The organism is Burkholderia sp. IO2, assembly GCF_029522185.1.
GTDB classification, from domain to species: Bacteria; Pseudomonadota; Gammaproteobacteria; order Burkholderiales; family Burkholderiaceae; genus Burkholderia; species Burkholderia cenocepacia.
In genome coordinates, this window is the sequence record NZ_JAKWFH010000072.1 from 19,226 (window position 1) to 30,770 (window position 11,545).

The 11,545-nt window shown below is 66.7% G+C and carries 8 protein-coding genes; 7 read left to right on the top strand and 1 reads right to left on the bottom strand.

The window, feature by feature from the left end:
• Nucleotides 1–7 precede the first annotated feature (7 nt).
• From MMB92_RS31200 to MMB92_RS31215, 4 genes are all read left to right on the top strand, one after another.
• Nucleotides 8–1,156 (top strand): ATP phosphoribosyltransferase regulatory subunit, encoded by a 1,149-nt coding sequence (locus MMB92_RS31200; protein WP_006496416.1) that lies wholly within the window; start codon nucleotides 8–10, stop codon nucleotides 1,154–1,156.
• A gap of 113 nt (nucleotides 1,157–1,269) precedes the next feature.
• Entirely contained in the window at nucleotides 1,270–2,616 is a 1,347-nt protein-coding gene (locus MMB92_RS31205; RefSeq protein WP_006496417.1) for an adenylosuccinate synthase, read from the top strand.
• Nucleotides 2,617–2,623: 7 nt separating this feature from the next.
• A complete protein-coding gene (locus tag MMB92_RS31210; RefSeq protein WP_006485899.1) occupies nucleotides 2,624–3,220 on the top strand; it encodes a phosphoribosyltransferase in 597 nt (198 codons plus the stop codon).
• Nucleotides 3,221–3,494: 274 nt separating this feature from the next.
• Nucleotides 3,495–5,411, top strand: coding sequence for a potassium transporter Kup (locus MMB92_RS31215; protein ID WP_006485906.1), 1,917 nt, complete (start codon nucleotides 3,495–3,497; stop codon nucleotides 5,409–5,411).
• 110 nt (nucleotides 5,412–5,521) lie between these two features.
• Here the strand turns inward: MMB92_RS31215 and MMB92_RS31220 are convergent, their stop codons facing one another.
• Nucleotides 5,522–7,846 (bottom strand): Tex family protein, encoded by a 2,325-nt coding sequence (locus MMB92_RS31220; protein ID WP_277563166.1) that lies wholly within the window; start codon nucleotides 7,844–7,846, stop codon nucleotides 5,522–5,524.
• Between the two features lie 164 nt (nucleotides 7,847–8,010).
• Between MMB92_RS31220 and MMB92_RS31225 the strand changes: the two genes are divergently transcribed.
• The 3 genes from MMB92_RS31225 (at nucleotide 8,011) to MMB92_RS31235 (ending at nucleotide 11,360) form a co-directional block, all read left to right on the top strand.
• Nucleotides 8,011–8,763, top strand: coding sequence for a hypothetical protein (locus MMB92_RS31225; protein WP_006485898.1), 753 nt, complete (start codon nucleotides 8,011–8,013; stop codon nucleotides 8,761–8,763).
• A gap of 76 nt (nucleotides 8,764–8,839) precedes the next feature.
• Nucleotides 8,840–9,055 carry a YdcH family protein gene (locus MMB92_RS31230; RefSeq protein ID WP_006478692.1) on the top strand — a complete coding sequence of 72 codons (216 nt, stop codon included), beginning with the start codon at nucleotides 8,840–8,842 and terminating at the stop codon, nucleotides 9,053–9,055.
• A gap of 55 nt (nucleotides 9,056–9,110) precedes the next feature.
• Nucleotides 9,111–11,360 (top strand): ATP-dependent DNA helicase, encoded by a 2,250-nt coding sequence (locus MMB92_RS31235; protein WP_080331674.1) that lies wholly within the window; start codon nucleotides 9,111–9,113, stop codon nucleotides 11,358–11,360.
• The last annotated feature ends 185 nt before the right edge of the window (nucleotides 11,361–11,545 follow it).

Consider the following 11,545-nt stretch of genomic DNA (forward strand, 5'->3'; position numbering starts at 1 on the left):
CGTACCGATGTCGACCTGGTTACTTCCCGAGAATATCGCCGACGTGCTGCCGTCGGAAGCGCGCAAGATCGAGGAGCTGCGCCGCAGGCTGCTCGACCGCTTCCGTTCGTACGGCTACGAAATGGTGATGCCGCCGCTGCTCGAGTATCTCGAGTCGCTGCTGACGAGCGGGGGCGCCGATCTGCGCCTGCGCACCTTCAAGCTGGTCGACCAGTTGTCGGGCCGGACGCTCGGCCTGCGCGCGGACATCACGCCGCAGGTCGCGCGGATCGACGCGCACCTGTTGAACCGTCAGGGCGTGACGCGCCTCTGCTATGCGGGCCACGTGATGCATACGCGTCCGCGCGGGCTGCACGCGACGCGCGAACAGATCCAGATCGGCGCGGAAATCTACGGCCACGCCGGCCTGGAAGCCGATCTCGAGATCCAGCAGCTGATGCTCGACGCGCTGCATCTCGCGGGCCTGTCGCGGATCCGCCTCGACCTCGGTCACGCGGGTGTGCTCGCGGCGCTGCTGGCGCGCGACGCGCAGGCCGCGGAGCGCGGCGAGTCGCTGTACGACGCGCTGTCGGGCAAGGACGTGCCGCTGCTGAACGAGCTGACCGACGATCTCGGCGCCGATACGCGCGCCGCGCTGCGTGCGCTGCCGAACCTTTACGGCGACGCGAGCGTGCTCGCCGAGGCGCGCACGCGCCTGCCGGTGCTGCCCGAAATCACGCGGGCGCTCGACGATCTCGCGCAGCTTGCGTCGCAGGCGAAGGGCGTCGAAGTCGCGATCGATCTCGCCGATTTGCGCGGTTACGCGTATCACAGCGGCGCGATGTTCAGCGCCTACATCGACGGCGTGCCGAACGCGATCGCGCGCGGCGGTCGTTACGACCACGTGGGGCAGGCCTATGGCCGGGCCCGCCCGGCAACCGGCTTTTCGCTCGACCTGCGCGAGCTCGCGCGGATTTCGCCGGTCGAGGCGCGCGGCACCGCGATTCTCGCGCCGTGGGCGCAGGACGACGCGCTCGGCGCGGCGGTCGCGGCGCTGCGCGATGCGGGCGAGGTCGTGATCCAGGCGCTGCCGGGCCACGACCACGTGCTCGACGAATTCGCCTGCGATCGTTCGCTCGTCGAGCGCAACGGCGCATGGGTGGTCGAACCCCGATAAACAGGCGTTCGCGGGCTGCGCTTCGGCGTGCATATCGTTGAAGCGAAACGGAAAAATTCGGAATCGCCCGCGAACATAGGTAGAATACGTTTTTAACCAGCTAACGAATCAACATGTCTGCCAGCGCAGTGAACGTGACTCCCGGGCGCAATGTCGTCGTCGTGGGAACGCAATGGGGTGATGAAGGCAAGGGCAAGATCGTCGACTGGCTGACGGACCACGCTCAAGGCGTCGTGCGTTTCCAGGGCGGTCACAACGCCGGCCACACCCTCATCATCGGCGGCAAGAAAACGATCTTGCGCCTCATTCCGTCGGGCATCATGCGTGAAGGCGTCGCCTGCTACATCGGCAACGGCGTCGTTCTGTCCCCCGAAGCACTGTTCAAGGAAATCGGCGAGCTCGAAGAGGCCGGCGTGAACGTACGCGACCGTCTGTTCATCTCCGAAGCCACGACGCTGATCCTGCCGTACCACATCGCGATCGACCAGGCGCGCGAAGCGCGCAAGGGCGCGGGCAAGATCGGCACGACGGGCCGCGGCATCGGCCCCGCGTACGAAGACAAGGTCGGCCGCCGCGCGCTGCGCGTGCAGGACCTGTTCGACGCGAAGACCTTCGCCGATCGCCTGCGCGAAAATCTCGATTACCACAACTTCGTGCTGACCCAGTATCTGGGCGGTGCGGCCGTCGACTTCCAGGCCACACTCGACACGATGCTCGGCTATGCCGACCGCCTGAAGCCGATGGTGGCCGACGTGTCGCGCCGCCTGTACGACGCGAACAACGCGGGCCAGAACCTGCTGTTCGAAGGCGCGCAAGGCACGCTGCTCGACATCGACCACGGCACCTATCCGTTCGTCACGTCGAGCAACTGCGTCGCGGGTGCGGCGTCGGCGGGTGCGGGCGTCGGTCCGCAGAAGCTCAACTACATCCTCGGCATCACGAAGGCGTATTGCACGCGCGTCGGCTCGGGCCCGTTCCCGAGCGAGCTGTACGATGCGGACAACCCGCAGCGCCAGGACCAGGTCGGCGTCACGCTCGCGAACGTCGGCAAGGAATTCGGTTCGGTCACCGGCCGTCCGCGCCGCACCGGCTGGCTCGACGCCGCTGCGCTGCGCCGTTCGATCCAGATCAACGGCGTGTCGGGCCTGTGCATGACGAAGCTCGACGTGCTCGACGGCCTCGACGAAGTCAAGCTGTGCGTCGGCTACAAGGTCGACGGCAAGGACGTGGACATCCTGCCGCGTGGCGCGGTCGACGTCGCGCGTTGCGAGCCCGTGTACGAAACGTTCTCCGGCTGGAAGGAAAGCACGGTCGGCATCAAGACGTGGGACGCGCTGCCGGTGAATGCACAGGCATACCTGTCCCGCGTTCAGGAAGTGGCTGGCGTGCCGGTCGACATGGTGTCGACGGGCCCGGACCGCGACGAAACGATCCTGCTCCGCCATCCGTTCAAGGTGTAATTCCCAGATGACGCAGCAAATCACGATGACGGCGGCAGACTTGATGACCGATCCGCGCAACGACGACAAGAACCTGTGGGTAGGCTGGGACGAGTATCACCGGCTGATCGAGCTGCTCGCGCTCCAGGTGCACGCCTCGGGCTGGAAGTTCGACCAGATCCTGTGCCTCGCGCGCGGCGGCCTGCGCGTCGGCGACCAGCTGTCGCGCATCTATGACGTGCCGCTCGCGATCCTCGCGACGAGCTCGTACCGGGAAGCAGCCGGCACCGAGCAGGGCGAGCTCGACATCGCGCAGTACATCACGATGACGCGCGGCAACCTGGCGGGCAACGTGCTGCTGGTCGACGATCTCGTCGATTCCGGCGTCACGCTCGCACGCGTGCAGGAGCACCTGAAGGAACGCTATCCGTCCGTGACGGCCGTGCGTTCGGCCGTGCTCTGGTACAAGGGTTGCTCGAAGGTCAAGCCCGACTATCACACGCAGTTCCTGCCGACGAATCCGTGGATTCATCAGCCGTTCGAGGAGTGGGACACGGTTCGTCCGCACAACCTCGAGGCGTGGATCAAGCGCGGTCGCGCGCAGCGCGACGGTTCGGGCGCGTAAGCGTCCGGCCGATCGAAGGAAAGCCTTGTACGGCGCCGCTTGCGGCGCCGTTTTTCATTGGCGCGCGGGTGGCGCCGGGCGGCGTGTGCGGCGGACCCGATAGGCAGGCGGCGCGGCCCCGGCTATGATGGCAGCCCTGCCACAGGTCGCGCCGGATTGCATGCGCGGCGTGGATCACGTGGTTCCACGGCAACACGGCAGGACGGCGTTTCACGGGGGCGCGAGTAGAATAGCGCTCGTTTTGTCCGACCCGGACCCGATTATTACGCTTCATATGAACGACACGACTCACGCGACCGACGCCGCACACGCGCCGCATTCGACGCAACAACACTCGATGCGGGCGCTAGCGATAGCAGCCATCGGCGTCGTGTTCGGCGACATCGGCACCAGCCCGCTGTATTCGCTCAAGGAGGCGTTCAGCCCCGCGCACGGCATCCCGCTGACCGAAGGCTCGATTCTCGGCGTGATCTCGCTGCTGTTCTGGGCGATCATCCTGGTGGTCGGCGTCAAGTACCTGCTGTTCGTGATGCGGGCGGACAACAACGGCGAGGGCGGCGTGCTCGCGCTGATGGCGCTGTCGCTGCGCCCGCTCGACTCCAAGACCCGGGTCGCGGGCGCGCTGATGGCGCTCGGGATATTCGGCGCCTGCATGTTCTACGGGGACGCGGTGATCACGCCGGCGATTTCCGTGATGTCGGCCGTCGAAGGTCTCGAGATCGCGACGCCGCACCTGTCCCATCTCGTGTTGCCGATCACGATCGTGATCCTGATCGCGCTGTTCTGGATCCAGCGGCACGGTACCGCGCTGGTCGGCAAGCTGTTCGGCCCGATCATGGTGCTGTGGTTCGTCGTGATCGCGGCGCTCGGCGTGTACCACATCGTTCGCGTGCCGGGCATCATCGCGGCAATCAATCCGTATTACGCGGCATCGTTCATGGCCGACCACCTGCTGCAGGCCTACGTCGTGCTCGGCTCGGTCGTGCTGGTGCTGACCGGCGCGGAAGCGCTCTACGCGGACATGGGCCACTTCGGTGCCAAGCCGATCCGGTACGCCGCGTACGGGCTCGTGATGCCGTCGCTCGTGCTGAACTACTTCGGGCAGGGCGCGCTGCTGATCCAGAACCCGAAAGCGATCGAAAACCCGTTCTTCCTGCTGGCGCCCGAATGGGGGCTGCTGCCGCTCGTCGTGCTGTCGACGGTCGCGACCGTGATCGCGTCCCAGGCCGTGATCTCGGGCGCGTATTCGCTGACGTCGCAGGCGATCCAGCTCGGCTACGTGCCGCGCATGAAGGTGCTGCATACGTCCGAGCTCGCGATCGGCCAGATCTACGTGCCGGTCGTGAACTGGCTGCTGCTGGCCGTGATCCTCTGTATCGTCGTCGGCTTCAAGAGTTCGGACAATCTCGCGGCCGCGTACGGCATCGCGGTGACGGCGACGATGGTGATCACGACCGTGCTCGCGTGCGTCGTGATGGTGAAGGTGTGGAACTGGAACCGGCTGCTGGTCGGCGCGATCATCGCGGTGTTCCTCGCGATCGACCTCGGCTTTTTCGGCGCGAACCTGCTGAAGGTCGCGCAGGGCGGCTGGCTGCCGCTCGGTATCGGCGCGTTGCTGTTCTTCCTGCTGATGACCTGGTACAAGGGGCGTCACATCGTCAAGGAGCGCACGGCGGCCGACGGTATTCCGCTGGAGCCGTTCCTGCAGGGCCTGCTCGCGCATCCGCCGCATCGCGTGTCGGGCACCGCGATCTATCTGACCGGCAACGACAAGCTCGTGCCCGTCAGCCTGCTGCACAACCTGAAGCACAACAAGGTGCTGCACGAACGGACCATTTTCCTGACGTTCGTCACGCGCGACATTCCGTACGTGCGCGACGACAAGCGCCAGAGCGCGCGCGATGCGGGCGGCGGGCTGTACATCGTCAAGGCCGAGTACGGCTTCAACGAGACGCCGGACGTGAAGGCCGTGCTCGAGGAATTCGGCCGCACGCACGACATGACGTTCGAGCTGATGGACACGTCGTTCTTCCTCGCGCGCGAAACGGTCGTGCCGACGCATCTGCCAGGGATGTCGATCTGGCGCGAGCGGGTGTTCGCATGGATGCACCAGAACGCCGCGAAGCCGACCGATTTCTTCGCGATTCCGGCGAACCGCGTCGTCGAGCTCGGGACGAAGATCGAGATCTGACGGGCCCGGCGCGCGGGCCGTCCGGCCGCGCGTCACAGGTACCCGGATAATGAAAAAGCCCGCCTTTCGGCGGGCTTTTTCGTACGGCGACGGCGGGTCTATTCGCTTGTTCAGCGCTTGAGCTTCGCGAACGCCGCGGCCATCGCGCCGGCCGGCTCCGGCTCGCGCGAACGCTGCGGGCGGGCGGCGCCGCGCCCTGTGTTGCCGCGATCCTGGCCGCCGCGCGACGACATGCCGGGCGCTGCCGCGTCGTCGTCGAGGCGCATCGTCAGCGCAATGCGCTGGCGCTTCACGTCGACGTCGAGCACCTTCACCTTGACGACCTGGCCGGCCTTCACGACCTCGTGCGGGTCCTTGATGAATTTCGTCGACATCGCGGACACGTGGACGAGGCCGTCCTGGTGCACGCCGATATCCACGAACGCGCCGAACGCGGCGACGTTCGTCACGACGCCTTCCAGCGTCATGCCCGGTACGAGATCCGAGACCTTCTCGACGCCTTCGCGGAACGTGGCCGTCTTGAATTCCGGACGCGGATCGCGACCCGGCTTTTCCAGTTCGGCCAGGATGTCGCGTACGGTCGGCAGGCCGAAACGTTCGTCAACAAATTCCGTCGGCGACAGGCCGGACAGCGCTTCGCGGTTGCCGAGCACGTCGTCGATGCGCTTGTTGATCTTCGCGAGTATCCGTTCGACGACCGGATACGCTTCCGGGTGCACCGACGAGCGGTCGAGCGGGTTCTCGCCGCCGTTGATGCGCAGGAAGCCGGCGGCCTGCTCGAAGGTCTTGTCGCCGAGGCGCGGCACCTTGCGCAGGTGCTCGCGCGACGGGAACGGGCCGTTCGCATCGCGATAGTCGACGATGTTGCGCGCGAGCGTCGCGTTCAGGCCCGACACACGGGCGAGCAGCGGGGCCGACGCGGTGTTCGCGTCGACGCCGACCGCATTCACGCAATCCTCGACGACCGCGTCGAGCGAGCGGGCGAGTTCGCGCTGGTTCACGTCGTGCTGGTACTGACCGACGCCGATCGCCTTCGGCTCGATCTTCACGAGTTCGGCAAGCGGGTCCTGCAGGCGGCGGGCGATCGACACGGCGCCGCGCAGCGATACGTCGAGTTCCGGGAATTCCTTCGCGGCGAGCTCGGACGCCGAGTAGACCGACGCGCCGGCTTCCGACACGACGATCTTCTGCAGGCGCAGCTCCGGATGTTTCGCGATCAGTTCGCTCGCGAGCTTGTCGGTTTCACGCGACGCGGTGCCGTTGCCGATGCTGATCAGTTCGGCCTGCGTCTGCGCGGCGATGCGCGCGAGTTTCGCGATCGAACCGTCCCAGTCGCGGCGCGGCTCGTGCGGGTAGATCGTGTCGGTCGCGAGCACCTTGCCGGTGCGGTCGACGACCGCGACCTTCACGCCGGTGCGCAGGCCGGGGTCGAGGCCGATCACGGCCTTCGGGCCGGCCGGCGCGGCCAGCAGCAGGTCGTTCAGGTTGCGCGCGAACACGCGGATCGCTTCGGTTTCGGCCGTTTCGCGCAACTGCGTGAGCAGTTCGTTTTCGATATGCGGCTGCACCTTCACGCGCCAGCACCAGCGGCAGACGTCGGACAGCCATTTGTCGGCCGGGCGATTCTGGTTCGCGATGCCGAAATGGCGCGCGATCATCGCCTCGCCGGGATGCGGCACTTGCGCGTCGAGCTCTTCGCCCAGACCGAGCTTGATCGTCAGCACGCCGGCGTTGCGGCCGCGGAACAGCGCGAGCGCGCGGTGCGACGGCACGGTCTTGATGGTTTCCGCGTAGTCGTAATAGTCGCGGAATTTCTCGCCTTCCTCGTTTTCCTTGCCCTCGACGACGGCCGACGACACGACGCCCTGGTTGTGCAGGTAGTCGCGCAGCTTGCCGAGCAGCTCCGCCGTCTCGCCGAACTGTTCGGACAGAATGTCGCGCGCGCCGTCGAGCGCGGCCTTCACGTCGGCGACGCCCTTGTCGGCGTCGACGTACGCGGCCGCCTCGGCCTGCGGGTCGAGCAGCGGGTTCGCGAGCAGCGCCTGCGCGAGCGGTTCGAGGCCGGCTTCGCGGGCGATCTGCGCACGCGTGCGGCGCTTCGGCTTGTACGGCAGATAAAGGTCTTCGAGCACCTGCTTGCTGTCGGCCGCGTCGATCGCGGCACGCAGCTCGTCGGTCAGCTTGCCTTGTTCGTCGATGCTCGACAGGATCGTGGCGCGGCGATCCTCGAGCTCGCGCAGGTACAGGAGGCGTTCCTCGAGCTGGCGCAGCTGCGTGTCGTCCAGGTTGCCGGTCGCTTCCTTGCGGTACCGGGCAATGAACGGAACGGTCGAGCCTTCGTCGAGGAGTTGCACGGCCGCCGCGACCTGGCGCGGCTGGACGGACAGTTCGGTGGCGATGCGCTGTACGATCTTGAGTGCTACGGTTTCCGTCATGTCGTGGATGGTCTGTCTGCCTGCTGAAATCGCGGCGCGGGCCGGCAGGCCCGGAGCGGCGGGCTGCCCGGCGGGCCCGACGGGCCAGAGGCCGCGGATGAATGAAGCGGGGCATTTTGCCATAAATGGCGGAGCGTCCAGCCGGGGGTGATAGAATTTGACACATGTCCCGCAGCTTTCCTACGACGTTGCCAACTTCCCGCATTTCTCTCGTCGCGCTCGGCGCAGCGCTCGCCGCGGCTTTGTCTGCCGGGCCTTCCGGCGCATTCGCGCAGGCCGCTGACGCCAGCGCGCCGGACGCCGTCGCGTCCGCGCCCGTTGCCGCCTCCGCCGTCCCGGATTTCGACGCCCGTCAAAAAGTGCTCAATCAACGCTCCGCGGAAAACGATTATCGTTATGCGGTGGCGGAGCACGATTGTTACAGCAAGTTCTTCGTCAATCACTGTCTCGGCAAGGCGCGCGACCAGATGCGCGAGGAACGGGCGAGCATTCGCCAGGAGCAGCTCGCGCTCAACGACGAGCAGCGTGCGGTGCGCGCGCAGCAGCGCGACCAGCAGCAGGCGCTGAAGCAGGCCCGGAACGCGGCGGAAGCGCCGCAGCGGGCGGCGAACGAAGCGGCGAACGCGGCTGCATTCCGCGACAAGCAGGAGCAGAATGCACTGAAACAGGCGCAGCGCGGCGCGGAAGGACCGCAACGCGCGGCGAGCAAGCAGGCATACGACCAGAAGCAGGCGGATTTCCAGCGCAAGCTCGACCAGGCGCACCAGCAGGCGGCGCAGAAGGCGCAGGAACGGGCGGACAACGCCACGCGCTACGAGCAGAAGCAGAAGGAAGCCGCGCAGCACAAGGCCGATGTCGAGCGGCGTCAGCAGGAAGCGGCCGAGAAGGCCAAGCAGCAACAGCAGCAGGGGCAGTAACGTGTTGAATTGATCGGGATCAGTCTCGGGCGCGTCGGCACGCCGGCCGTCGCGCTGCTTCGATGAGGAGGCAACTATGCAAAACCGTCACACGGAACAGCAGCAGGAATTGCACAACCGTTTGGCTGCATTGCAGGAGCAGCACCAGCAGCTCGCTCGGGAGATCGAGCTGAAGGAAGGACACTCCGACATCGACGACATCACGCTGCACCGGCTGAAGAAGGAAAAGCTGGCGGCCAAGGACAAAATCATTTTGCTGCAATCGCAGCTCGAACCGGATAAGCGCGCCTGAGCGCGGCCTGGCAAGCGCCGGCGCCGCCCGGGCGCTGGACACAGGAACGCTTGCCTTGAATTCACCGCTTGAAGCCACCCCCGATGCCCGGCGTGACACGACGTCCGCCGGGCGCGTTCGTGCGCCCGAAGGCACTTTCGAGCTGAGCCGCAAGCGTGTCGACGAGCTCGACACGATCTTCGGCGAAGGCGGGTTGCTGGCGCGCGCGCTCGACGGCTATCGGCCGCGTACGTCGCAGATCGAGATGGCGCGCGCGGTCGCGTCCGCGATGGAAGCGTCCGCGCGCCGGATGCCCGAACCCGAGATCTTCGAAACCCGCAAGCGGCCGGCGCGTCGCTTGGGCGATGCCGACAAGACGGCCGGGCCGGCGGCGGACGATGCCGCGGCAGCCGAATCGGACAACGACGCGGGCGACAACACGCTGATCGTCGAAGCCGGCACGGGTACCGGCAAGACCTACGCGTATCTGGTGCCCGCGATGCTGTGGGGCGGCAAGGTGATCGTGTCGACCGGCACGAAGCACCTGCAGGACCAGCTGTTCCAGCGCGACATCCCGACCGTGCGCAACGCGCTCGCGGTGCCGGTGTCGGTCGCGATGCTCAAGGGCCGCGCCAACTATCTGTGCCACTACTACCTGCAACGCACGGCCGACAACGGCCGGCTGCCGTCGCGGCAGGACACGGCCTATCTGCAGGAAATCGTCCGCTTCGCGAAGATCACGAAGAGCGGCGACAAGGCCGAACTCGCAAGCGTGCCGGAAAACGCGCCCGTGTGGTCGATGGTCACGTCGACGCGCGACAACTGCCTCGGCCAGGAATGCCCGCACTACAAGGAATGCTTCGTGATGCAGGCGCGGCGCGAGGCTCAGCAGGCCGACATCGTCGTCGTCAACCATCACCTGTTCTTCGCGGACATCATGCTGCGCGACACGGGGATGGCCGAGCTGCTGCCGAACGCGAACACGATCATCTTCGACGAAGCGCATCAGCTGCCGGAGACGGCGACGCTGTTCTTCGGCGAGACGCTGTCGACGACGCAGATCCTCGAGCTCGCGCGCGACACGGTGGCCGAAGGCCTGAGCCATGCACGCGACGCGGTCGAGTGGGTGAAGCTCGGCGGCGATCTCGAGCGCGCGGCGCGCGACTTGCGTCTCGCGTTCGCGAACGACCAGATCGTGCGCATGTCGCTCGCGCAGCTCGGCGACGATCACCCGATGTTCGGTGCGCTCGACGCGCTCGACGCTGCGCTCGATGCGCTCGCCTCGGCACTCGCGAGCCAGGCCGAGCGTGCGGAATCGCTCGGCGCGTGCCTGCGGCGCGCCCGCGAGCTGCAGGACCTGCTGGCCGGCTGGGTCGCGCCCGGCGCGGCGGAAGCGGCCGCGCAGGCCGATGCGGCCGTGGCGGGCGACAACGCGGCCACTGACGGCGATCCGAACGAGAAGGTGCGCTGGGTGGAGGTGTTCGCGCATACCGTGCAACTGCACGAAACGCCGCTGTCGGTCGCGCCGATTTTCGCGAAGCAGCGTGCGGGTGTGCCGCGTGCGTGGGTGTTCACGTCGGCCACGTTGTCGGTGCGCGGCGATTTCACGCACTACGCGGCGCAGATGGGTCTCAGCTCGCGTCGTTCGATGACGCTCGCCAGCCCGTTCGATTACCAGTCGCAGGGGTTGCTGTACGTGCCGCGCAACCTGCCGCAACCGTCTTCGCCGGCGTTTACCGATGCCGTCTTCGATGCCGCGTTGCCGGCGATCGAGGCGTCCGGCGGTGGCGTGTTCATGCTGTGCACGACGCTGCGCGCGGTCGACCGGATCGCCTCGAAGCTGCGCGACGTGATCGAGGCGCGCGGCTGGAACACGCCGCTGCTCGTGCAGGGCGACGCAAGCCGTACCGAGCTGCTCGACCGCTTCCGCGCGTACGGCAATGCGATCCTGGTCGGTAGCCAGAGTTTCTGGGAGGGCGTCGACGTGCGCGGCGATGCGTTGTCGCTGGTCGTGATCGACAAGCTGCCGTTCGCGCCGCCGGACGATCCGGTGCTGGCCGCGCGGCTCGATGCGTTGACGAAGAAGGGGCTGAGCCCGTTCGCGGTGCATCAGCTGCCGCAGGCCGTGATCACGCTGAAGCAGGGCGCGGGCCGGCTGATTCGTGCGGAGACGGATCGCGGCGTGCTGATGATCTGCGACACGCGACTCGTCGACAAGCCGTACGGGCGCCGGATCTGGCAAAGCCTGCCGCCGTTCAAGCGCACGCGCGAGATCGCGGTCGTGCAGGATTTCTTCGACGAGCACCGCTCGGACAAGCGCGCTTGATCGCGCGCGCGGCACTTGTCGCTTGATTGTCCCGGTGCCGCTTGCATGCGGCGCCAATAAAAAAGGTTCATCGCAGGAAACCGTGGAGGGTTTTCGAGCGATTGCATAATCTGACACCTGATTTTGAGGATGTCGGAGGAAGAATTGCTCGATCGCAAGGCACTTCAGGCACTGGGCTGCTGGAC

Coding starts and splice junctions, on each gene's coding strand:
- MMB92_RS31200 (WP_006496416.1), top strand. CDS start 8: ATGTCGACCTGGTTACTTCCCGAGAATATCGCCGACGTGCTGCCGTCG.
- MMB92_RS31205 (WP_006496417.1), top strand. CDS start 1,270: ATGTCTGCCAGCGCAGTGAACGTGACTCCCGGGCGCAATGTCGTCGTC.
- MMB92_RS31210 (WP_006485899.1), top strand. CDS start 2,624: ATGACGCAGCAAATCACGATGACGGCGGCAGACTTGATGACCGATCCG.
- MMB92_RS31215 (WP_006485906.1), top strand. CDS start 3,495: ATGAACGACACGACTCACGCGACCGACGCCGCACACGCGCCGCATTCG.
- MMB92_RS31220 (WP_277563166.1), bottom strand. CDS start 7,846: ATGACGGAAACCGTAGCACTCAAGATCGTACAGCGCATCGCCACCGAA.
- MMB92_RS31225 (WP_006485898.1), top strand. CDS start 8,011: ATGTCCCGCAGCTTTCCTACGACGTTGCCAACTTCCCGCATTTCTCTC.
- MMB92_RS31230 (WP_006478692.1), top strand. CDS start 8,840: ATGCAAAACCGTCACACGGAACAGCAGCAGGAATTGCACAACCGTTTG.